Origin of the sequence: Capnocytophaga canimorsus (assembly GCF_002302565.1) — a bacterium.
Lineage (GTDB): Bacteria > Bacteroidota > Bacteroidia > Flavobacteriales > Flavobacteriaceae > Capnocytophaga > Capnocytophaga canimorsus.
The window spans coordinates 2,296,689-2,320,000 of sequence record NZ_CP022382.1; the positions used below are offsets into that span (position 1 = coordinate 2,296,689).

Below are 23,312 nucleotides of genomic sequence, written 5' to 3' on the forward strand. Positions count from 1 at the left end.
TAATTAAATTATATTATATGCAAACACAAATTTCAGTAAAAGCAGCTTTACTTGCTTTGTCATCAACAGTACTTTTCTCTTGTCAAAAGGAATTAGACAACGTAAATGATTCAAGCTCGAACCTTAATGCATTTGTTTCTGCATTACCTTCTGTAAAACAAATTGAGCCTTTTTCCGAGAGATTAGTTGCTTCACCGCAAGGCAGAAATCAATTTGGTAGATTGGCTTCTGACCCAATTTTAGTAAGTGGAGGAGAAAAAGAGTACGAACAGGCTTTGCAAGTAGAAGAGCAATTACTTTTCTCAGAAGATCAGGAAATTTTTTACCCTGGTGCTTTACTAAAAGCTAAAACTGTGGTTGAAGGTTCTTACGCTCCGATTGTAACGCCTCGTAAGCCTTTAACAATTTCTACTTCATTAATTGGCGATAAAACTTCTTTCACTGTAGAAAACCCAAGACTTTCAACCGTTCGTGATGGCATTAGCTCATTACTTACTCGAAGCTTCGATACTCCTGCGGCTAATATCACTTACTCGTATGAAGAGGTTCATAGCGAATCGCATCTAAAAATAGCTTTAGGAGCCGGGTATAATGGTACTTCTACAAGCGTTAAAGGAAATTTTTCTTTCAATAAAGAAGATAAAAAGACGCGTTACGTGGTAAAAATCCAACAAGTTTTCTATACTTTGGATTTGGATTTGCCTGAAAAACCATCAGACTTCTTCCCTGATAATTTTGATTATTCGCAATATCTTGCCAATGAAAAGGAAAAACCTTTGTTCATTTCATCAATTAAAATGGGACGTGTGTTACTTTTAGGTATTGAAAGTACACTATCAAAAACAGATGTTGAAGCAAAATTAAATGCTTCATTCTTAGGAGGTAAAATAACCGCTGAAGCTGAAGCGGCATTTAAAGAATTGAGCCAAAAGTCAAGCATTAAAGGTCGTGTATTAGGTGGTAACTCCGCTTTAGCCGGACAAACAATTAGTAATATCGAACAAGTTAAAAAATTCTTGGAAGATGGCGCTTCTTTTAGCAGACAAAACCCTGGTATTCCAATTTCTTACAAAATGAGAGAATTAGGCACCAATCTTCCTTTCAAAACAGTGATTTACTCTAAATATTTGAAAACAGATAGCTCTCCTAATAGCTTGAAAAAATTAGATTTTACAATATTCTTTGGTAGACAAGACTTGACTACAGCTACAGGAAATGTAGTAACTCGTTTAGGAAAATCATATATAGAGCGTAAAAGTGCTAAAAGTACAGCACAAGGGCTTAGAGAGGAAGTTAAATTCTGGAATTCAACAGATGTACATATTATTAAAAATATTCAAGCCCTTGAAAAAGGAGAAAAAATCGTTTTCATCTTTGATCGTAGAGATGCTAAAGATGAATTAAATGAGGAATTCATATTTGAACTGCCTTCTTTTGACGAGTTAGTTAACCAAGCTGAAAAAGCAACAAATGAAAAAAGAAATATGTATGATAAAGAAGGAGGAAATGCCCTCAAAATCAAAGATAAAACAGATAGACTGATACTAACGTTAGAGTTAGAAAAACAAAGAGTATATTAACGATTTGCAGAAATGATTTAGGCTTTTTTGGTGCAAAAGAGCTTAAGTCATTTTCTTTATCAGAATTACTTTTGTAACAAATTCCATAGTTATATTTTGAGTTGTAAATTAGAAAAACCACCCCAAAGGTGGTTTTTCTTTATATAAAAATTACTCTTCAAGAATAACAAAAGCGTTCCTTTTTTAAGGGTTATCTTTTGTCTTCAATACCAAATTCTCGCCAGCCGGCTTGTGGCATAGCTATTTTCACTATTTTCTTCGCCTCGCTAAGCATTGCTGTAAGTGCTTTCATTTTTCCGTCTAGTTCCTCTGTTTTGGTTTTTAGCTCAGCTTTTAGGCGTTCCTGCTCATCGTTTAGAGCGATGGCTTCGGTGCGTGTGCGTTCTAATTTTTGAATAAAATCAGAATCAATTCCTCTTTTGGCAACTTCTGTGGCTTGGTTAGTAAGTCCTGTTGCCATTACCTGTGCTTGGGAAATAGTTTCCGCATAGCTTTTTTTAGGTTTTGAACTACTCATAAGACTCAATTTTTAAAGATTAAACAATGATTTTGGTGTAAATTTTTATTTATAATATGTAGGAGGGTTTCCCCAAAGTGTAGGAGCGTTCCCTACAGATGTAGGAGGGTTTCCCCAAAGTGTAGGAGCATTCCCTACAGATGTAGGAAGGTTTCCCCAAAGTGTAGGAGTATTCCCTACAGATGTAGGAGGGTTTCCCCAAAGTGTAGGAGCGTTCCCTACAGATGTAAAATAATTTCCTACCTGTGTAGGAGGGTTAAGATAAATAAAAGACCGTCTTCGAATAGTGTAAAAATATAAAAAAATTCCATAAGAAAAGATTTTTTTATGAATAATTAGGCAAAAACATAAAAAACACCATTCTAATAACAATGAAAACTAAAACCACTTAAAGACATAGAGGAGGGTACAATGCTACTGTGTGATTTTAAATTTGACTTACTAAAGTTTTATATTCCTAACAGCAATGGCATAAAAAAAATCAGAGCTTCTACAATCATTGTAAAAGCCCTGATATGAGTTAGTGATGGAGTTTTATTTAGTTTTGTTTAGCAAACTGTAATTCCCCTTCTATTTTCACCTCTTCGCTTACCAAAACACCTCCTGTTTCCAAAGCAGCATTCCAGTTCAGCCCGAAATCTTTTCTGTTGATTTTTCCTTTTACAGAGAAACCTAATTTTTCATTTCCCCAAGGGTCTTTGCTCACTCCTCCGAAATCTACTGCCAAAGCCACTTCTTTGGTAACATCTTTTATGGTAAGGTTTCCTACCAAAGTGAACTCGTCATCTGATTTTTTGGTAAGAGAAGTTCCTTCAAATTTCATTTCTGGGAAGTTTTCTACATCGAAGAAATCAGCACTACGCAAGTGGTTGTCTCTGTCTTCGTTGTTAGTAAAAATAGAAGTAGTTTTTACCTGTGCATTTACTTTTGAAGTAGCGAAATCTTCGCCAAGAATTTCCACTGAAAAATCTTTGAAACTTCCTTTTACATTAGAAATCATAAGGTGTTTTACCTTGAAATTCAATTCACTGTGAGCGGTATCTAATGACCATTTTACTGTTGACATATTTTCTTTAGTTTTAAATTCGGGGCAAAGGTAGTCGGTTTTTTGCACTCGGTCATTGATGTAAGTCAAGAAGTGATTTTTTTGTTTTTTATGATGGGACTGAAATAAGTTGTACTTTAGGGAAAATGTAGCACAGCAAATAGTTTCTTGCTCATTTGGTTAATAATAAAAAACTGCTGAAATTTGCGCTACAATATTCTTGAGGACGGACTAATATAGCCGATAAAAAAATATTCATTTATGAAAAATAGCACCCTGCGAAAATTCCTTTTCTTGATGCTCGCTGTATTTTCATTATCTCCTTGGGTGTCTTCGCCCATTGCTTTGGCGTTAGGAATTGCTTTTGCTTTTGCACTGAAAACACCATTTCCGCTGCCTAAAATCAATCCAGTCATTCATCGATTGTTAAAGTTTTCCATCATAGGATTAGGTTTTGGATTGCAACTCAATGAAGCACTCAAAGCAGGGCAAAACGGATTTTTGATTACCATTATAAGTATTGGTTTTGTACTGATACTGGGCGGATTGTTGGGTAAAATATTAAAACTCGATAAAATACTCAGCTACCTCATCGGTGTGGGGACGGCCATTTGTGGAGGTAGTGCCATTGCAGCTATTTCGCCCATTATTAAAGCCAATGGCAAGCAAATTTCGGTGGCTTTAGCGGTTATTTTTACGCTCAATTCCATTGCTCTTTTCATTTATCCTCCTGTGGGGCATTTGCTTGGACTGAGTCAGGAACAATTCGGGTTGTGGTGTGCCATAGGGATTCACGATACGAGTTCGGTAGTGGGTGCCGCTAATAATTATGGCGAAGAAGCCCTAAAAATCGCTACAACGGTAAAATTAGCCCGAGCCCTTTGGATTATTCCGCTGAGTTTACTGACGATGTGGCTATTTAAGGGCAAAAGTAACCGAATAAAAATTCCTTGGTTTATAGGTGGTTTTGTATTAGCCATATTGGTAAATACTTACCTTCCTATTCCCGAGGTGATTACAAATACCATTACCCTCACAGCAAAAGCAGGATTGCATCTTACGCTATTTCTTATAGGCAGTACACTCTCTTATGAAACCCTACGAAATGTAGGTGTAAAACCTCTGATTTTTTCCGTTTTACTATGGATAGGCATTAGTCTTTTAGGGCTTTTAATGGTGTATGAAATGAGCTAAGCTTTTGAATATCCTCGGATTTCAAGTGTGTTTTTTTTTATTTGTTTCCAAAATATCCCGCACCTGCTTCATATGTCGCTGATTGTGGTAAACCACAAACTGCAAAGTATCGCCCAATCGAAGACGGAGGAATCTGGAAATGGAAATTTTGGTTTTTAGTTGAGTCAAATCCGTAGTGTGGGCTTTTTGTAGTAAATCAAGGAGTTGGTTTTGCTGACGGATAAAAACTTGCAAACAATTCTTTGTAAGCCTACACCCTTTGGGATTCATTTTAGTGGCGGTTTTCATTTTATTGAGCCGAGGTTTGGGCTGAATAAGTTTCACAAAATAATTGCCTAAAAATCCGCTTTTGAACAGATTACGGTTGCTTTCATCAGCTTTTGCTATACACGAAGCTATTTCGGGCAGATAAAAATTTCCGTACAAATTCAGGTGTTCGATACATTCCAAAATACTCCAAGTATCATCATTGGGGCTATGGCTGAGTTCTATTTCGGATTTTAGTAGCAGCGCTTCTGCAAAGGTTTTATTTTCAAGCGTTATTTGGGTAAGCGTGTCTAACAATTGTTTTCTGTCCATCTTTTTTGGGGCAAAGGTCAGCAAAATGGAGGTGCTAAATCTTGATTGGCGTCAATGTTTTTTTGAGTCTGGAAAGCGTCTCTTCGGTCATTCCCAAATACACGGCGATATGCCTGTGCGGAATTTGCTGAAAAAGTTTAGGGTTGCGTTTCAAAATTCGCTGGTAGCGTTCTCTGGGCGAGGATAAGAGCAAATCTTGTTCGCGTTCCAATTGGTCAACAAGTAGTTTTTCTAAAATTTTGGTATAAATCCACAAGTTTTCAGAAGATTTTTGTGCAAATACCATAAAATCCGACTTAGAAACCACCGTCAAACGACATTTTTTGATTGCCTGAATATACAATTTGGATTTCTGTTCTGTGATAAAAGAATCCAATGCCGTGATTACATCATTCTCGTACCCGAACCTCAGTATTTTATCTTCATTTTCGGTAAAAAATCCGATTTTCAAACTCCCTTCTTTCACAAGATAAATATGCGTGTCTTTCGTATCAGGAGTTTTTAAAAACGCTCCTCTTTGGATAACGATTTCTTTTTCCAAGGAAAAGTTTTCCGTAAAAATCGTATGGAGATTCATTTTTCGATTAGCTGTTCTTAATTTGGATTTATTTTTATTTTTCCTTATACATTATTTTCTTATTGAACAATTTATAATTTAAAGGATTCCAATCTTCTTCTTGTGGCTGTTTCAGTTTGTTGGAAAAAAATAAAATTTCCTTTCCATCCCTAGAATCATATGCAGTGTGCTTAAATGAGTATTCTTTTTTTGAAAATTCTTTATAAAGCTCTTTAATCTCAGGTACATTATCGTAAGAAACAATCCAATGTATATTTTGAATATTTTTTATTTTTTCACTTACTTGTTTGTGATCTCCATATTGATAATGATTCATATACAATGTACTGGCTTTTAAGTAATAAGGAGGGTCAAAATAAAATATAGTATTATTATCTTTAGTTTCTTTCTGAATTTTATCGATGAGATTTACAGCATCTTCATTATACAGGCGAATATTTTTTTTCCTTTTTGCAATCTTTTTCACTCGATTAATAAGATCAACTTTATTAAACCTACAATCCATAAGGTAGTTTCCGTTTTGCCTTATTCCTCCTATGACTCCTGCATTAATTATCCCAGATCTATTGGTTCTGTTTAAATAAAAAGTAGAAAAACCTAGTTCTAATAAATCGGCTTTTTCTTTTCTACTCTGAATAGATTTCTGTTTTCTCCATTCTTCGATGGAGAATTCCGCTTGTTCAATTAAATGGCAAAACTGTTCTGTATTATTCAAAACAGAATGCCAAAATGCATATATTGACCTATCTTTATCATTGATTGTTATTTTGGATACATATCCTTCCATTAATAAGAATAGAGCCACCGAGGCACCACCCGAATAGGGTTCCACATAATGCCCATTAATATCATTATCGATACAGATTTTTGCTATAAATGCGGACAGCTTATTTTTTCCGCCAGGATATCTCAAAGGTGAATAATGCATCATTCATTATTTAAATTATCAGAAAGAGATACAAATAACGGTTCCAGAGTATTCCAAGCTCTTTTATTTACATTAAAATCAATAATGTAATCAATGTTGTGTACAGCTAAATCTAAGCCTTGTTTTACATTTTCAAGATAGTCACTGATACTTTTTAATTTACTAGTATCACAAATCAGTTTTGCTAAATGTTGTTTTTTTATATAATCTAACATTGTTTTTAAGCTATTGTTTATATACTCCTTATTATCATTAAATTTGAGTATTTCCATTATTTTTTTAGTATCTATTTCTTCATTTATGCCGTATGTGCCTTTTAAATATTTGGTAAGAGTATTAATTTTTGCTTCTGTATTTTTTCTTCTTTCTTCGATTATTTTTCTCTGAAAATCTTCAGTTAAATTCTTTTTTTCGATGTAATGGTATAGAACTTGCTCTAAATATGTTCTTAATAAAATAGCAAAAGAATATTCTCTTTCAATTGGCAAAGATTTTAATTCATAAAACAATGAATTCAATTTTTCATTTTCAAAATAAATATAGCAATCACGAGGAATAATGCGTTTTGGTGTATTGGAGCTTGTTCTAGTTTTTCGTCTTGGGTTGGTTTTCTTTTTTTCTTCCTCCAAGTTTTTTCTATTCTCGGATGTTTTACCTTTTTTTGTGTTTTGATTATTACCTACCCCAAAATCAAATAAAGGATTTTGTCTTAAACTTTCTATATATTCCTTTTTTTGACTTTCATTGTTAAATTCTCTTGAAAAACCAGCACTAGTTAATAACTCTTCAAAAATATATAATAGTCTCTTATTAAACTCTTCAACAGGAATTTTAATATTCAAACTTCCATCTTCTTCCGAAAAATCTATACCTAAAAATTCTTGGCCTTCTTTATAGTCATAAAATCTTTCAAGGTTAGTTATATCAAAATTTGAAATCTCTATAAACTCTCCATTTTCTTCTAAATATAATTGTTGAGCCTCAAAAAATAAATTATATGCTTTCAAATATTTTTTAACCCTACTAGGTGTCTCATTTAACAACTCGCATATGTCATTTAAACTTAATCCACCTGTGTAATACATATCTGCGACAAAGGAATATTGATTTCCTGTCTTCCATTTTTTCAAAGTTTCTCCTCTATGTCGGCTATAAATAATTGGGTTAGCCAAAATTCTATTGGGAGCAATATAACATTTTTTTGAATTAACTGAAAAATTATTATCTGAGATATTTTTTAATAAAATATTTGCTTTTGTTTCTGGTAAATATTTTTTAGGATTTTGCAAAAGCTTCAACGCAGCCACCCTTCTATTTCCTTCTAGCACAATTTTCTTATCCCCCTCTATACATATTATTGGGTCTTCTCCGACATAATAACCTTCCTCTGAAATCTTTTTAGCCAATTCATAAACTCCTTCATTTTCTATAAGAAACTTCATAATCTGGTTTTGGTTTAGAGATTTTCCGTAATAATTAATTCTAGGATTTTGTAAATCAAGATTTAAAGAACTTAATTTATATTCGAATGTTTCCCAGTTAGAATAATCTTGATACATAATTTATATTTTATAAATTTTTGTTGAGTTAGTTCAAAAAACACGATACCAGCCACAAAATTATAATAATTTTCTGTATGTCAAATACTTCTGACTAAAAATATTTAATTGTAGTTATACCTCTTGTCAAAATCTCTTTAAACCTGTTTCAAAATCCCTTTACTAAAGGAAGTTCCCGATTAAAACAAGGCTTTTACTTCTTCTAATAGCTGTATCTGTTGTTGCACGGAGGCGGTTGGGGAGAGTTTTCGTTTGGCGGCGATGCCCTCGTCTAAAACTCTGATAGTGGCTTTGTTGGCTTCTGAACCTTTGTCGGAATACGGAGCCGCCGCTCTGAAAGATTTGGCAATGATTTCTACCAAAGCCTTATCGTCTAAACTCATTGCCCATAGGTAGCCCTTGCGGAAAATTTCGGCTTGTTTCGGGTTGTCCTTTTCTATGAACGGATAATAAATAATGTACGGAAGCACTTTTGGTAAATATTTCTCCATTTTGTTGTCCACGATTACGGAAAATACCCAAACCAATTGGTCTGAAGTGAAATTTTCGGGAGCGGATTTTAATAGGAAGTTTTTAGCTCGTGTAGGGTCTATTTTGCCGATACCGTTGAGTGCTGCATTTTGTATGGCTGCCGAATGTACGCCCAAAGCGTTTTCGAAAACAGGTAAATATTTTCGGTTTTGGGTTGCTGCCAAAGTCCACATTGCTGCCGATTTTACCAAATTTTTAGGGTCGGTTTTGGCAATTTTTTCTATCTCTGCAAATTCTTTTTTGCTCAATTTCTGACCTGCCAAAGCATTCAATGCTTTAATTCGAACTTGATAGAAAGGGTCTTTTATCGCTTTCATTAGCAATGGATTATCCTGATTTTCTTCTGCAAATTCTACTGCTTGCCATCTGCTTTTGAAATCTTTGGCGTGTTGGTACTGAAAGGCGTATTCAGCAGGGGTTTTGTACGATGCTTCCACCCAAATAAGAACACCTCTCGGATTGACATTCACCAAATTAGGGTTTTTCTTCGCCGAGAAATAAAATTCGTTTTCCTTTTGAGCTTTTACCCAAACTTGGTGTCGGTGGTAATTCCCGTTTTCATAAATATCCACTTCCAAAGGAAACTCAAAAAGCACATCTTCTTCCTGATTTTGAATGATTTTCAAATGAACTTTCTGAGTTTTTGCATCGTAATTTTTTTCCACAGCCACGAAAGGATGCCCGTGAGAGAAAAACCACTGATTGAAAAACCAATTGAGGTCTTTTCCACTGACTTTTTCAAAGGAAAGTCTTAGCTGATGGGCTTCTCCTGTGCCGAATTCATAAGTTTTTAGGAAGTCTGTAATCCCTTGAAAAAAAGCCTCATCGCCCAAATAATCGCGAAGCATATGCAGAATCGCACCGCCTTTGTTGTACGAAACCAAATCAAACATATCTTCCTTGTCATCGTACCCAAAACGCACCAAATTTTTCAGAAAATCCGTTGAGCGGTGGCGGTATTGTCCCACTTTATTGTTGAGGTGATAGTCGGCAGCATCTTTTCCGTATTTGTATTCGTACCAAAGATATTCGGAATAATTGGCAAAAGATTCATTGATGGTGAGGTTTGCCCAGCTTTCGGTGGTTACCAAATCGCCAAACCAATGATGCCCCATTTCGTGAGCGATGATGGCTTCCCAATAGTTTTCGTCTGCCAAAACTTCGCTCGACTGATGAGCAGACTCAGCGTGACTTACCGCTGTGGTATTTTCCATTGCCCCTGCCACAAAATCGCGAACTACCATTTGAGCGTATTTCTGCCAAGGAAAATCGTATCCGAATTTTTTAGAGTAAAACTCCATCATTTCCGCCGTGTGACCAAAGATTTTCTTTGCCACCGATTCGTATTCTTTTTCCACATAATAATCTACGGGAATAGTGCCTCGCCACGGTGTGTCTTTCACTACGGCAAAATCGCCCACACCCATAAAGAAGAGGTACGGAGCGTGAGGTTTATCCATCACCCAATGGTCTGTGCGTAGGTGATTGGCTTCTTTTACGGAAGATTTTAAAATCCCGTTGGACAGCGTTACGAATTTATCGGGAACAGTCATATAAATTTCCTGCGTGGTTTTTTGGTTGGGCTTATCGATAGTGGGAAACCAGCACGATGAAGATTCGGTTTCGCCCTGCGTCCAAATTTGGGTAGGCACATCAGGAATTTCTCCTTTCGGATTGATGAAATACAAGCCTTTGGCATCACTTCTTGCCCCCTCTTTTTCAATGACTTTTTCAGGCTGTGCCGTATAGCGAATGTACACGGTGTAGTTTTCGTTTTTCTGATAGATTTTATCCAATTTTATTTTCAGAAAATCGTTTTCATAGGCATATTTCAGCGGTTGGTCATTGAGTTTTACCTCGTGGATGAGCATCGACTTGGCATCTAAAATTAGGCTATCGGTAGCATAAAAATAAGGCGAAGCCGTGAGCCATTCTTCACCATTTAGGGTTTGATTCTCAAAGTTAAAGCCTACTTTGAGTTTGGTATGTTGGAGTTTGGTTTTCATTTCGGAAGTCGCTCGGTGAAGGGTTCTCCCCGAAGTATCGGTTTGGGCGTAAAGGCAAGTTCCACCCCATAAAGCAATGGCAAAAAGTATGTATTTCATATTATCCTTTTTTGGTGCAAAAATACAAGGTTTTTTGAAGTGGGATACGATTTTTGAATTTAAAATTACTGAGATAAGAGTCTTCGAGTTCGCTCAGACTGACACGAAATTTTTCTTGTTGAGCAGGGAAGAAGTGTTTGTACCTATTATAGTTATGCTAAATCTTAAAAATATTTGGTTTTGTGTGAATTGTTTAAAAAAGAAAAACGCTCCTTGATAAGGGCGTTTTTGTGTATCTTTTGGTTATGGCTCTATCCTGTCTCTATCGTTTCTCTATCTCTTTTGTAGTTTGAAAAATTTATAGCTGGACTTCTTTTTCAGTTAGATTGTCAGGGTTATCAGTAGCACGGACGATAATTTTATCGCCTGAAAGATTGGGATTGTTGACCGTTGCGGTGTAAATCCATTCCAAACCATTGTCAATAGCGTTTCCTTTTTCGACTAATGTTCCTTCGGAATTTTGAATTTCAACGGTTACTGCTTTTACTGCAAAATCATCATAAGCCTTGATTTTGATAAGGTCGCCCACCTGCCCTGTATATGCTGAAAGGTCAATTTGTTCAATTTTTGGAGCGTTCATCAGGTCGGCAACGGCGATGTTGTAGCTATTTAAGCCTTCTTTTTTGGCGGCTGCCTCATCATACATTTGTTTGGTGGTAGGGTTTTGCAATGCTCCTTTGGCGTAAATGACCGCTTTTTGGAATTTTTGATGATGCTCTTTTTGTTTGTCTGAAAATTCTGCTTTGCGTTTGGGAGCTTTGGAAACAATGGTTTTTCCGTTTCGTTGCGAGAAGACTAAAATATCTCCCACTTTTCCACTCAATCCGTGGGTTACGATGTTGTTCTTTGATTGTGCCATTTTTTTGATATTAGTTATTAATATAGTTTCTTAGATTCAACTTGTAAAAGCAACTTTCCGTTATTATTGATAGTTTTCAAATATATCTCTTTTGGACTAAAAAATAAATCTTTTGCGTGGTCTTGCATTTAAAATTTATTGAACTTCCTTATATCATTGGGGCTTTTTATTGGATTGTGCGCTTAGGCTTCTCTTGCGTTTGGCTACGCCGAACCACTTCGCTGGGTTTTGCAAAAACGATGTTATCTGCCGTTTTTATTCTTCGGTCAGTTCTTTTTGTGTTTTCTTTGGAAGTCCAGCAACAACTAAATGATAAGAGTTTAATATCCATTCTTTCATTTGTTTGTCGGTAATTTTTCCTGTCGTTTTTACGCTGTTCCAAAGTTTTTTGTTCATATAGTAACCTGGTGTAACCTCACTATATTTTTCTCTTAAAGTTATCGCTTCTTCTGGGTCGCATTTTAAGTTTAGAAACTCAAAAGTTTCAATGTCAGTGGCACAAAACATTTTTCCTTTTACCGAAAATACCAGTGTTTTATCGTCAAAAGGCATTTTTTCTTCTGCTCCTTTTAACGACAAACAAAAGTTTCTTACTTCTTCTATATTCATAATTATTCAGCTTTTTCCGCAAATCCAAGAATATAACCGTTTAAGTCTTTTACATAAAACTCTTGCATTCCGTACCAAGTCGTTTTTAGTTCGGTTAATTCAATATTTTTACTTTTCAGGTCTTGATAGAATTCTTGTATGCCTTCTACTTCCATATAAAATGAAACAGTTGCTCCAATAGTCTGTCCTTTTGCAAAAACAACATCATTTTTAAATGTGTCTGAGCGTTGAAACATAAATTCTACATTGTCTTTTTGCATCATTGCGTAAACATATTCTTTGTTTTTTGCAAAAGTTTGTTCAATTCTGTCTTGTGTTTCGGGAACTGCCATAATGAGGTTAAAACCGAAATTTTCTGCATAAAAAGCAACCGTTTTTTTGATGTCGGATACTTCAAAGTTTGGTGAAAGTTTGCTAATTTTCATTTTTATTTGAATTTAAAATTAGGTCACAAAATTACTTTCAATCCATCTTTGATAATTGTAAAAATCGGTCGTTTTTATTTTGGTTTAATTCTTTTGGAGTTACGCCAGTATATTTCTTAATTTCTTTTATGAAATGAGCTTGGTCAAAATAATCAGGATTTGGATTTAGATTGCCGTTTGAAATTTCTTCGTATGTAGCGTTGCAACGCACAATGTTTAAAAACTCTTTTAGAGTAATTCCAAATCGTGTTTGAAAATACCTGTTTATTTGTCGGCTACTCCAAAAAACTTTGTTTGAAATTTCGGCAACTGTTTTAATTTTTTGTTCATAAACGAAGTCGAACAGTTTTAATTTTCTACTGTCAATTTGCTTTAAATGCTTTATTGAGGTCTCTAAATTATTCGAGATTTCATAAGTAAATTTTTCAAATTCATCAGTTTTATATTTGTCAATGCTCCAAAATGAAAAAGGTAAATTTACGATTGAATCTAAAATTGATTTGATCTCTTTTTGGAAGATATATTCAATGGCTAAGAGTTTAAACCTAATCGCAAAAAATTTAGTGTTTTTAGAGATTTGTATATCTTTTGGTTTTGTCCAAATTCCTGTGAGTTTAACAGTTGTCAATGTTTCGTTTTCAAACTCTGCAATTAAGTCAAAGTAGCCGTCAGGTAAAATGGTGTGTTGTAATGCTGTGTTAGTAGTTTCGTAATACCAAAAACATTGCACAAAGTTGTTCAAAAATCCATTCGGTTTAATTTCTCTGTATTTCATTACTGTGGTGTTATAAAATGGCTTAGATTCAACTTATAAAAGTAGCTTTTCCGTTATTATTAATTGTTTCTTGGGTTTGAAAATCAGTTTTATAGATAATGTTTTCATTCTTTCGCATACATCAGTGATACCACTTTCAACATATCCGTCAACAAAGGCTTGTTGCTTTTTGGGATTAGGCTCTGCGGGGACTTCCAACGTCCAATAACATTTTATAAAATCAGATAAATCTTTATGAGGAGCAAAAGTTTGGTAATTCATTGTTAGAGTGTTTTTCCCACAAAAGTACAATGTTTTTCAAAATACGATTAGAATTATTCACAAAACGCCCCAACTAAGGAGCGTTTTTTGTGTCTTTTTACTATGTATGTTTTAAGTTAATCCGTGGGTTACGATGTTGTTCCTTGATTGTGCCATTTTTTTGTAGTTTAGATGTTAATCCTAAATTATTTGAAAAATACCCTCTATTGTTTGGTTATAATTTTTCAAAACCATCATCGTGATTTTATAGAAGTAACAACTATTGTTGAGAATGTAATCCGATTTTATTTCCCTCAGTATCTGAAAACAGAGCAAAAAATCCCATTTCGGGGCTGATTTCTGTTTTGGGTAATATAATTTTTCCACCATTGGGTTCCACCTTATCTAAAATAGGTTGTAAGTCAGTTTCGGCATTGAAATAAACCATTGTACCATTGATGGAAGGCTGTACATTTTCGTCTTTTATTAAACTGACATTTACACCTTCATTTTCACTCAACAACACTCCCATTTGGGTTCCGTCCATATCAATTTCCTCAATATCAATATTTAAAAGTGCTTTGTAAAAAGTTACTGCCCGAGAAAAATCTGTTGTTGGAATTTCTACTATTGAAATTAAATTCTTCATAAATGCTAATTTTTATTATTTCGAATGCAAAATTAGCGGGTTTGTCATTATTAAAATTGTACAAATGCGACAATTATTCCTTAGCATACATCAATGAGGCAACTTCCATCGAGGTATCTTTCCAAAAAGTTTTTGGACAAATCCCTGTGAATTCTTTAAAATCACGAATAAAATGGGCTTGGTCGTAGTAATCGGCATCGTAAGCAATATGATAAAGTTTGTCAGTGGGATTGTTAAGAAGCATTCGCAAGGCGGTTTGTAGTCTGATGATTTTTCCTAACTGCTTGGGAGTAAGCCCGATTTTTTGTGAAAACTTACGTTGTAATTGACGTTGGTAGTTTGGGGTTTCTTTCAATAGTGAACTAACGGAACTATTGCCTTTTGTAGCAAAGAGCATATCAATCGTATTTTTTACAATACAATCGGAAATTTTCTTTTGGCTAAGCATCTCGAAAAGAAGACTTTCAATGACGGATATTCGCTGTTGAGTATTGGTCGCTTGGTTGATTTGTAGTGTTGCTTTTTGGGAGAAATTTTTGTCGAAAATCTGATGTAAAGGCAACACTTTATCTGTTAAATCTTTCAGAGGACATTGAATAATATTAGCAAATCCGTAGGGGAAAAATTTCACAGCAAAAGTATCTACATTTCCTGTAGGCTCGAAGAAAAAGGGCTTTATAGTATGTCCCAATATCATTGCACGAGGTTGGAGCGTATAACCTTGTTCATCAGTATAAGATTTTACGTCTTCAGCAAGATGAAAAATCATTTCAATATATCCATCGGCAATGGCTCGTTGCTTTTCGGGATTAGGCTCTGCGGGGACTTCCAACGTCCAATAACATTTTATAAAATCGGATAAATCTTTATGAGGAGCAAAAGTTTGGTAATTCATTGTTGGAGTGTTTTTCTCACAAAAGTACAATGTTTTTCAAAATACAATAAAATTATTCAAAAAACGCTCCAATTATGGAGCGTTTATAATTCTGATTTTATTTATTTTTAATCCCACTGATTATTCGTGGATAGAGCGTATTTTCCACCGCCCGTAAAAGCTAATGCCAAGGCTCCGAAGAGGAACAATCCTGCAAGTTCTGCTACCCAACCGCCGTGCTGCGTGAGGGCAAAAAGGTTGTCGTATCCTAAGAACAGAATCATTAAACCTGTGGCTGCCAATACCAAAGCCGAGATACGTGTACGGAAACCAATTACGATGAGTAGCGGTGCAATAATTTCTCCCACAAAAACACCATAGCTGATAAATGCCGGTAATCCTTTGGCTTCCAAAAGCGACTGAATGTACCCCAACGCTCCTGAGTTCAGTAATTTATGAATTCCGTGTGGAATCATTAGCAATCCTACGGACAGACGAAGAATTAAAAGTCCTAAATCTTTGTTTTGAAATATGTTCATTGTACTTTAATTTTTTTATGGCAATTGCATTGGCACTTCCATCAACAGAACTTGTGAATCTTCAAGAGCTTGTAAATTAAATTCCGAAGTATCATAAATTCCGTAACCATCTCTTTGGTCTAATACTTGGTCGCCTATTTTTGCTTTCCCTTTGATAACGAATACATATACTCCGTTACCTTCTTTGTTTAGTTTGTATGTTTTTGAGTTTCCAGAGGTAAAGTTCGCCATATTGAACCACGCATCTTGGTGAATCCATACGCCTGCATCATCAGGGTTAGGCGATAAAATTTGTTGGAAATCGTTGATTTTCTTATCTTTTTCGATATTGATTTGATCGTAACGAGGTTTAACTCCTCTTTGGCGAGGCAAAACCCAAATTTGCAAGAATTTCACAGTTTCACCTTGATTGCCGTTCATTTCGCTGTGCATGATTCCCGTTCCGGCACTCATCACTTGGATTTCTCCTTTGCGGATGATACCTTCATTACCCATACTATCGCCGTGTTTTAGGTCGCCCTCCAAAGGAATACTGATGATTTCCATATCACGGTGTGGGTGCGTTCCGAAGCCCATTCCACCTTTTACGGTATCGTCATTTAATACACGAAGAACACCGAAGTTCATTCTCTGTGGATTGTAATATTCTGCAAAGCTAAAAGTGTGATAACTGTTTAACCATCCGTGGTTTGCGTGTCCTCTGCTGTCTGCTTTATGATAAACTGCTTTCATTTGTTTGTTGTTTTTATTGTTTGATTTTGTTTTTTGTCCGAAACTGTAACTGCTCAAAAGAGCTACACTTAAAAATAGTAAAATTTTTCGCATCGATTTAATTTTTTAATACTTCGTTATTGATGATGCAAAGATACTACGGACATCCACCGCCAAGCATTGATATAAATCAAGAAAGAATATCTTCTGAAATAACTTATTCCCTCAGTATTCTAATATGTTGAAATATAAACAATTACTTATTCAATCTAAAAGAACAAAATCTGTATAAACAAGGCAAATGTAGAAGTTTTATTGATTATATGCAAGGGGGTGTTTTAAAAACAAAAAAGTCGGTTTTTGACCGACTTTTAAATTTATAAACTTTACGAAAACCTAAACTTATACGATTTCGGTTTGTATTTCTATCTGATTGGTAAGTAGCTTGTGTATTGGGCAAGATTCTGCTACTTTGTGCAGTCTTTCGATTTGTTTTTCGTCCAGATTGCCATTGAAATGTATTTTTCGGGTAAATACCGCTTGGCGTTCGGTGGTGTTGTTTTCTATATCTACATCTATTTCAATGCTTTCCACTTCCCATTCCTTGCGGTCTATGTACATTTTCAAAGTGGCAGCCGTGCAACTTGCCAATGAACTCGCCAATACTTCCAGCGGATTAAAACCCTTGTTTTGTCCGCCCAAACTTACAGGTTCGTCGGTAATTATCTTATTTTCGCCTGCTACAATTTCCGTATAGAAATTGGTTTTTCCTAATGTTGCTTTTACACTTGCTTTCATTTTTCTAAGATTTTGAACCACATAGAAACATAGATTATTTTATGTACTTATGCGATTGGTTTATATTTTAAGTTAAACCGCATAGGCATAGAGATTACTTTATACTTATGAGGTTGTTTTTTAAAGGTTTGAACCACATAGAAAACGTAGGATTTTAATTTTTTTCTATGTACCTATTACATTTCTACTATTTGCTATCTTGGTAATCGACTAAAATATTCATTAACGAATGTTTTTTGTCCTTCTTTAAAAATATTTGAACAATTGAAATTTATTAAAATTCCTTTCGGACATTTCAGCAATTTCATATAAGTGAGCAATTGAGCTTCGTGTATAGGCAGTAGCTCCTGTACGGCTTTCAACTCTACTACAATTGATTGATTCACTAATAAATCACACCGAAAATCTATATCCAAATACTTTTCTTTATAAATAATAGGGATACGCATTTCGGTTAGAAAATCAATACCCCTAATTTTCAGTTCTTCACGCATACATTGATGATACACACTTTCGAGTAGTCCGCTTCCCATTATTTTGTGAACTTCTATCGCACTTCCGATAATTTCGTAAGTCAAACTATCCAAATATGTTTTGGTAATCGTCATATGTTTTTTAAATACCTAATTCATTTTTTCTTAAACCACATAGAAACATAGATTATTACGTACTTATGAGATTGGTTTAGATTTTAGGTCAAACCGCATAGGCATAGAGATTACTTTATACTTATGAGGTTGTTTTTTTTAAGGTTTGAACCACATAGAAAACATAGGATTTTATTTTTTTCTATGTACCTATGTGGTTTATTTATTTCTACAATTTATCGTAAGCGGGGAATTTCGGACTTACGATGCGTTTCCATTCGGGATGTTTTTGGATGAATGCAAACACATACGGGCAATACGGCATCAGTTGTTTTCCGCTTTCTTCGATGTAGTGTAGCGTTTTTTCTACCAATGCTGCAGCTGTTCCCGTTCCTGCCAATTCCGCTGCCACTTCGGTGTGTGTCAGGGCAATGAAACTATCTCTTTCCTCAAAATCGATAAAGGCAAGATGACCGTTGTTTTCGAGTTCAAAACGATTTTTTTCATCGTTTTTCACCAGTGGTAAATGTTCTAATTCGGGTTTCACTATTGTGAGATTTGTTGTTTAAAGTTTTCTATCGTGTTGATATGCTCTTGTTTCAATTCAGGATTGGTAATTCCTTCATTGGCATCGAAATTCTGTCCGAACTTCGGCAAAGAGAATACCCCTTTGATATTTCCGCCGTAGTGAGGAAGCGTTTTTTGAGCTACATCTAAAACATTTTTTCCGCCGTATCCGCCCGGTGAAGTTGCCATAATCAGCATTGGTTTATCTTGGAAAACGCTCTTATTGATACGCGAAGCCCAATCGAAAACATTTTTGAAAGCCGTGGCAAAATTTGAATTATGCTCTGCAAACGAGCAAACGATGGCATCAGCTTCTTCTATACACTGCAAAAATTTATGTGCCTGTTCCGGAGTTCCTTTTTTCTCCTCATCGGAAGAGTAAATCGGCATAGAATAGTCGTTCAAATCCAACAAGTTGATGTCGCTTTCCCCGAAATGCGTTAGGGTGTGTTCTACTAATTTTTTGTTGATGGAAGTAGAAGATGTACTTCCTGCAAAAGCTACTATTTTCATTGTTTTAATATTAAATTTTTCAGGGTGTAAAGGTACTTCTTTTCGTTAGATTTTTCATTGATATGGGTCAAGAAAGTTCTTTAGCAATATGATATACAAATTTCAAAAGCTTGTTAACGAATATAAAAATGGGCGTAAGTTTTAAGAAAAATGGATGTGAATTATCAAATTATGTTCAATACCCGAATATTTTTACCTCATTCGGCTCAATTACTTTTTCCATTTTATCAATCCTTTGTTGGTCGATTATTGGAGTACTATTTACGAATGTATAAATCCTGATGTATAATCCAATGATTTCTCTTCATATTATAATATATTTTTTATTAATAAATTAAAAAAACTTTCATAACTTCGAAACCATTACCTACTGAATAATAGATTTGTGTATAGATTTTGCAAAAATAAATATACTCCCTTACCAAAAAAACTTAAATATTATAAAATGCACCAAAAAATCAAAAAACCATCCTATTCAGGACGGTTTTTAATTAAAATTATTTGCTTTTCAACGGATAAGTAGGCAGTGGCACGAAATCGTCTTCATCGTCAATGACTTTTGGGAAGGCTTCGTGGTTTTGTTCTTTCCAGTTTTGTTTGGCTTTTTCTATTTTTTCTTTGTCGGAGCTTACGAAATTCCAAAACATAAATCGTTCTTCAGGAAAAGGCTCTCCACCGAAAATATACACCACCGAATTTTCACTCATCTCAAACTCGCATAACTTACTGTTTTTAGCCACCAACAATTGTTTAGAGCCATAGTCGTTCCCCTCAATGTTCACTGTGCCTTCCAGTACATACATTGCCGCTTCTCCATAGAGGTCTTCGCCGATGTGGAGTTTTGTTTTCTCCTTGGCTTTCAGTTCAATGAAAAACAACGGGCTATGTACAGGGACGGGCGATTTTTTCCCAAAAGCCTCTCCAGCAACCAGTTTTACCTGTACGCCATTTTCCTCCCAATGCGGAAGCTCCTCCGCTTCGATGTGATGAAAACTTGGATCGCAATCTTCCAAATGTTTCGGTAGAGCCACCCAAATTTGGAGTCCGTGTAGTTTTTTCTCCGTATTTCTTAGGTAATCAGGTGTTCTTTCGGAATGCACTACGCCTTTTCCTGCCGTCATCCAATTGACCGCTCCAGGCTGAATTTCCATTTGCGAACCGATGCTATCTCTGTGAAAAATAGACCCCTCGAACAAATAAGTGAGCGTAGAAAGCCCAATATGCGGATGCGGTGCCACATCCAAATTCTGATAATCTTTCAGGTCGGCAGGTCCCATATGGTCGATGAACACGAAAGGTCCTACTGCTCGTTTTTCGCGAAAAGGAAGTAATCTTCCTACCAAAAAGTTGCCGATATCTGCTGCTTTTTCTTCTAATATAATTCCGACGTTTGACATATTTTTTTGATTTTAATCGTTCTATGATGCAAAAGTAGCGTATTTTTCATTCCCAACCATTGACATAGGACAATAACGGAAATTATATTTTTAAACCACATAGAAACATAGATTTTTTCCTATATTTCTATGTGGTTCTTATTTCTACGAATTTTTCTATTTCTTAGCTTGTTTAGCTCTTATACGGCTTAGCGTTTCAGGAGTTACGCCCAAAAAGGAAGCGATGGAATACTGCGGAACGCATTGTACCAATTTGGCGTATTTTTCTAAAAATCGTTCGTAGCGTTCTTGTGCGGAGAGTGCCAATACAGAATAAATTCGCTCCTGATAATTTTGCAGATGTCGTTCTAAAAGTATGCGATAGGCTCGTTCCAATTGCGGAATATCTTTGAGGAGCTGTTGTTTTTTGTTGTAGGAAATGGTGTACACTTCGCTATCTTCTAAAGCCTCTACAAACATTTTACTCGGGGTACGACGATTGAAACTTTCAAAATCACCAATCCACCAATGCTCTATGGCAAACGACAAGATAATTTCATTGCCTTGAAAGTCGATATAATAATTTTTAAGACAGCCCTGTTTTACAAAAAACTCAGACTCACAAACCTCTCCCGAACGCAAAGGAAAATCTCCTTTGGAAAAAGATTTCAGTTCAAAGCTGTTATCTATTAAATTTTTTTCCTCCGTAGAGAGCTCCACCAGTTTTGAAAAATATTCACTAACCATCATTGCCTGTCAATTTTGGAGGTAAAGATAATACAAATTTGGTTAGAAATTTTCTAAGGTAAATTTTCCACCACAATAAAATGTTTTCTTTTGACGAAGAAAGATGTTACTATAAGGACTCTATTAACAAATTTATCAAACAATTATATGAGTCAAACTAAGAAGTAAAAGAATATAAGGATGAAGACAAAGGATGAAAATGAGGTTGCGAAAGTATTTTTGTCTTTGAGTTTTGCAAATGGGAATATGTAATGTTATTTATTAGGTATATATAGGTATAGGGGGCTACTTGAATGAGTAGTCTTTTGTTGTTATTGTGGGGAAGGATTTGTTTTTGAATTATTTTGACAGAATTGTTTTTTTGGGTTTAACTTTTTGTTTTTCATTATTTTATTTTGTTTAATAAAAAATATTTTAGAAAAAACTTTAAAAAAGTTTGGTGATTAAATAAAAGGTATTACTTTTGCACCCGCTTTTGAGGAGGTCATTAGTTGATAGAGATTAGTGAATAGATGAAAAGCGAAAAGCTCAAAAAATATTTTGAAAAAAAAACTTTAAAAAGTTTTGGTGATTAAATAAAAAGTATTACTTTTGCACCCGCTTTGAGAAAGTCGTTAGTTAATAGAGATTAGTGATTAGTAATAAAGCGAAAAAGTTCAAAAAAAATATTTTGAAAAAAAACTTTAAAAAGTTTTGTTGGTAAAGAAAAAGTTTTTATCTTTGCCCTCGCTTTTGAAAGCGTAAGGCTAGAGAGCGAAAAAAAGAAATGAGAAGTTCATTGAAAATATTGTTGACAGCACAAGAATAAGATTTAAAGAATTATCCTAAGAGTCGATTACTTTTTTGTTAAAGGTTGCGATATTAAAGATTTTTAACGATGAAGAGTTTGATCCTGGCTCAGGATGAACGCTAGCGGCAGGCCTAACACATGCAAGTCGAGGGGTAGAGTGCTTCGGCACTTGAGACCGGCGCACGGGTGCGTAACACGTGTACAATCTACCTTTTGCTAAGGGATAGCCCGAAGAAATTTGGATTAATACCTTATAGTATTGTTTGGTGGCATCACTGAATAATTAAAGCTCTGGTGGCAAAAGATGAGTACGCGTCCCATTAGCTAGTTGGTGTGGTAACGGCATACCAAGGCTACGATGGGTAGGGGTCCTGAGAGGGAGGTCCCCCACACTGGTACTGAGACACGGACCAGACTCCTACGGGAGGCAGCAGTGAGGAATATTGGACAATGGTCGGAAGACTGATCCAGCCATGCCGCGTGCAGGATGACGGCCTTATGGGTTGTAAACTGCTTTTATACAGGAAGAATAAGGTCTACGAGTAGATTGATGACGGTACTGTATGAATAAGCATCGGCTAACTCCGTGCCAGCAGCCGCGGTAATACGGAGGATGCGAGCGTTATCCGGAATCATTGGGTTTAAAGGGTCCGTAGGCGGGCTTATAAGTCAGAGGTGAAAGCACTGAGCTCAACTGAGTAACTGCCTTTGAAACTGTAGGTCTTGAATGTTTGTGAAGTAGCTGGAATGTGTAGTGTAGCGGTGAAATGCATAGATATTACACAGAACACCGATTGCGAAGGCATGTTACTAACAAATTATTGACGCTGATGGACGAAAGCGTGGGGAGCGAACAGGATTAGATACCCTGGTAGTCCACGCTGTAAACGATGGATACTAGCTGTTTGGAAGTAATTTTGAGTGGCTAAGCGAAAGTGATAAGTATCCCACCTGGGGAGTACGCACGCAAGTGTGAAACTCAAAGGAATTGACGGGGGCCCGCACAAGCGGTGGAGCATGTGGTTTAATTCGATGATACGCGAGGAACCTTACCAAGGTTTAAATGGGAAACGACGTATCTAGAGATAGATATTTCTTCGGACGTTTTTCAAGGTGCTGCATGGTTGTCGTCAGCTCGTGCCGTGAGGTGTCAGGTTAAGTCCTATAACGAGCGCAACCCCTGCTGTTAGTTGCTAGCGAGTCAAGTCGAGCACTCTAACGGGACTGCCGGTGCAAACCGTGAGGAAGGTGGGGATGACGTCAAATCATCACGGCCCTTACATCTTGGGCTACACACGTGCTACAATGGCCGGTACAGCGAGCAGCCACTGCGTGAGCAGGAGCGAATCTATAAAGCCGGTCACAGTTCGGATCGGAGTCTGCAACTCGACTCCGTGAAGCTGGAATCGCTAGTAATCGGATATCAGCCATGATCCGGTGAATACGTTCCCGGGCCTTGTACACACCGCCCGTCAAGCCATGGAAGCTGGGGGTACCTGAAGTCGGTTGCCGCAAGGAGCTGCCTAGGGTAAAACTAGTGACTGGGGCTAAGTCGTAACAAGGTAGCCGTACCGGAAGGTGCGGCTGGAACACCTCCTTTCTAGAGAAATACCTTTATGGGAGTAATTGTAGGGTATT

At 36.0% G+C, this 23,312-nt stretch carries 24 protein-coding genes and 1 rRNA gene; 3 read left to right on the forward strand and 22 right to left on the reverse strand.

All coding sequences use genetic code 11. The features are described 5' to 3' along the window. Nucleotides 1-17: 17 nt before the first annotated feature. Nucleotides 18-1,580 carry a thiol-activated cytolysin family protein gene (locus CGC47_RS10140; RefSeq protein WP_052456112.1) on the forward strand — a complete coding sequence of 521 codons (1,563 nt, stop codon included), beginning with the start codon at nucleotides 18-20 and terminating at the stop codon, nucleotides 1,578-1,580. Between the two features lie 190 nt (nucleotides 1,581-1,770). Here CGC47_RS10140 and CGC47_RS10145 read toward each other — a convergent pair whose 3' ends face one another. Next, on the reverse strand, nucleotides 1,771-2,097 hold the full coding sequence (locus CGC47_RS10145; RefSeq protein WP_013996774.1) for a hypothetical protein: 327 nt from the start codon (nucleotides 2,095-2,097) through the stop codon (nucleotides 1,771-1,773). A 538-nt stretch (nucleotides 2,098-2,635) separates the two neighbouring features. After that, nucleotides 2,636-3,163: a YceI family protein gene (locus CGC47_RS10155; protein ID WP_041984631.1), complete on the reverse strand. Its 528-nt coding sequence runs from the start codon at nucleotides 3,161-3,163 to the stop codon at nucleotides 2,636-2,638. A 240-nt stretch (nucleotides 3,164-3,403) separates the two neighbouring features. On the opposite strand from CGC47_RS10155, the gene CGC47_RS10160 reads away from it, so the two are divergent. Beyond that, complete coding sequence (locus CGC47_RS10160) at nucleotides 3,404-4,336, forward strand: YeiH family protein (RefSeq protein ID WP_041999138.1); 933 nt, start codon at nucleotides 3,404-3,406, stop codon at nucleotides 4,334-4,336. A 21-nt stretch (nucleotides 4,337-4,357) separates the two neighbouring features. On the opposite strand, the gene CGC47_RS10165 is transcribed toward CGC47_RS10160, so the two are convergent. The 20 genes from CGC47_RS10165 to CGC47_RS10265 all read right to left on the reverse strand — a co-directional run bounded on the left by CGC47_RS10165 (nucleotide 4,358) and on the right by CGC47_RS10265 (nucleotide 20,887). Continuing rightward, nucleotides 4,358-4,915 carry a DinB family protein gene (locus tag CGC47_RS10165; protein WP_041999135.1) on the reverse strand — a complete coding sequence of 186 codons (558 nt, stop codon included), beginning with the start codon at nucleotides 4,913-4,915 and terminating at the stop codon, nucleotides 4,358-4,360. Nucleotides 4,916-4,949: 34 nt separating this feature from the next. Continuing rightward, the gene (locus tag CGC47_RS10170) at nucleotides 4,950-5,492 is read right to left on the reverse strand and encodes a Crp/Fnr family transcriptional regulator (protein ID WP_041999132.1); all 543 of its coding nucleotides are present in this window, start codon (nucleotides 5,490-5,492) and stop codon (nucleotides 4,950-4,952) included. A 34-nt stretch (nucleotides 5,493-5,526) separates the two neighbouring features. Next, complete coding sequence (locus CGC47_RS10175) at nucleotides 5,527-6,423, reverse strand: DNA adenine methylase (protein ID WP_169922920.1); 897 nt, start codon at nucleotides 6,421-6,423, stop codon at nucleotides 5,527-5,529. Continuing rightward, complete coding sequence (locus tag CGC47_RS10180) at nucleotides 6,420-7,979, reverse strand: ParB N-terminal domain-containing protein (RefSeq protein ID WP_041999129.1); 1,560 nt, start codon at nucleotides 7,977-7,979, stop codon at nucleotides 6,420-6,422. Before CGC47_RS10180 ends, CGC47_RS10175 begins: the two co-directional genes overlap by 4 nt. A 179-nt stretch (nucleotides 7,980-8,158) precedes the next feature. Further along, nucleotides 8,159-10,615, reverse strand: coding sequence for a M1 family metallopeptidase (locus tag CGC47_RS10185; protein ID WP_095900312.1), 2,457 nt, complete (start codon nucleotides 10,613-10,615; stop codon nucleotides 8,159-8,161). Between the two features lie 298 nt (nucleotides 10,616-10,913). Next, nucleotides 10,914-11,474 (reverse strand): hypothetical protein, encoded by a 561-nt coding sequence (locus CGC47_RS10195; protein ID WP_041999124.1) that lies wholly within the window; start codon nucleotides 11,472-11,474, stop codon nucleotides 10,914-10,916. A 255-nt stretch (nucleotides 11,475-11,729) separates the two neighbouring features. Continuing rightward, nucleotides 11,730-12,083 carry an MmcQ/YjbR family DNA-binding protein gene (locus CGC47_RS10200; protein ID WP_041999121.1) on the reverse strand — a complete coding sequence of 118 codons (354 nt, stop codon included), beginning with the start codon at nucleotides 12,081-12,083 and terminating at the stop codon, nucleotides 11,730-11,732. A 2-nt stretch (nucleotides 12,084-12,085) separates the two neighbouring features. Beyond that, on the reverse strand, nucleotides 12,086-12,508 hold the full coding sequence (locus CGC47_RS10205; RefSeq protein WP_041999118.1) for a VOC family protein: 423 nt from the start codon (nucleotides 12,506-12,508) through the stop codon (nucleotides 12,086-12,088). A gap of 37 nt (nucleotides 12,509-12,545) precedes the next feature. Beyond that, nucleotides 12,546-13,283, reverse strand: coding sequence for a DUF6597 domain-containing transcriptional factor (locus tag CGC47_RS10210; RefSeq protein ID WP_095900313.1), 738 nt, complete (start codon nucleotides 13,281-13,283; stop codon nucleotides 12,546-12,548). A gap of 33 nt (nucleotides 13,284-13,316) precedes the next feature. After that, nucleotides 13,317-13,544, reverse strand: coding sequence for a DUF6597 domain-containing transcriptional factor (locus CGC47_RS10215; RefSeq protein WP_041999115.1), 228 nt, complete (start codon nucleotides 13,542-13,544; stop codon nucleotides 13,317-13,319). Between the two features lie 259 nt (nucleotides 13,545-13,803). After that, nucleotides 13,804-14,172 (reverse strand): VOC family protein, encoded by a 369-nt coding sequence (locus CGC47_RS10220; protein ID WP_041999112.1) that lies wholly within the window; start codon nucleotides 14,170-14,172, stop codon nucleotides 13,804-13,806. Nucleotides 14,173-14,245: 73 nt separating this feature from the next. Continuing rightward, nucleotides 14,246-15,067, reverse strand: a complete 822-nt coding sequence (locus CGC47_RS10225) for an AraC family transcriptional regulator (RefSeq protein ID WP_041999109.1) — start codon at nucleotides 15,065-15,067, stop codon at nucleotides 14,246-14,248. 107 nt (nucleotides 15,068-15,174) lie between these two features. Then, entirely contained in the window at nucleotides 15,175-15,585 is a 411-nt protein-coding gene (locus CGC47_RS10230; protein WP_041999106.1) for a DoxX family protein, read from the reverse strand. 15 nt (nucleotides 15,586-15,600) lie between these two features. Next, nucleotides 15,601-16,317: a pirin family protein gene (locus CGC47_RS10235; protein ID WP_026193694.1), complete on the reverse strand. Its 717-nt coding sequence runs from the start codon at nucleotides 16,315-16,317 to the stop codon at nucleotides 15,601-15,603. 381 nt (nucleotides 16,318-16,698) lie between these two features. Then, a complete protein-coding gene (locus CGC47_RS10240; protein ID WP_013996602.1) occupies nucleotides 16,699-17,094 on the reverse strand; it encodes an OsmC family protein in 396 nt (131 codons plus the stop codon). Nucleotides 17,095-17,288: 194 nt separating this feature from the next. Continuing rightward, nucleotides 17,289-17,702 (reverse strand): GxxExxY protein, encoded by a 414-nt coding sequence (locus tag CGC47_RS10245; protein ID WP_095900314.1) that lies wholly within the window; start codon nucleotides 17,700-17,702, stop codon nucleotides 17,289-17,291. 208 nt (nucleotides 17,703-17,910) lie between these two features. After that, on the reverse strand, nucleotides 17,911-18,228 hold the full coding sequence (locus CGC47_RS10250; protein WP_041999098.1) for a GNAT family N-acetyltransferase: 318 nt from the start codon (nucleotides 18,226-18,228) through the stop codon (nucleotides 17,911-17,913). Next, entirely contained in the window at nucleotides 18,228-18,761 is a 534-nt protein-coding gene (locus tag CGC47_RS10255; RefSeq protein WP_041999095.1) for an NADPH-dependent FMN reductase, read from the reverse strand. Before CGC47_RS10255 ends, CGC47_RS10250 begins: the two co-directional genes overlap by 1 nt. A 497-nt stretch (nucleotides 18,762-19,258) precedes the next feature. After that, nucleotides 19,259-20,158 (reverse strand): pirin family protein, encoded by a 900-nt coding sequence (locus CGC47_RS10260; protein ID WP_095900315.1) that lies wholly within the window; start codon nucleotides 20,156-20,158, stop codon nucleotides 19,259-19,261. Between the two features lie 156 nt (nucleotides 20,159-20,314). Continuing rightward, complete coding sequence (locus tag CGC47_RS10265; RefSeq protein WP_041913514.1) at nucleotides 20,315-20,887, reverse strand: Crp/Fnr family transcriptional regulator; 573 nt, start codon at nucleotides 20,885-20,887, stop codon at nucleotides 20,315-20,317. Between the two features lie 871 nt (nucleotides 20,888-21,758). On the opposite strand from CGC47_RS10265, the gene CGC47_RS10270 reads away from it, so the two are divergent. After that, a 16S ribosomal RNA gene (locus CGC47_RS10270) occupies nucleotides 21,759-23,274 on the forward strand. Nucleotides 23,275-23,312 lie beyond the last annotated feature (38 nt).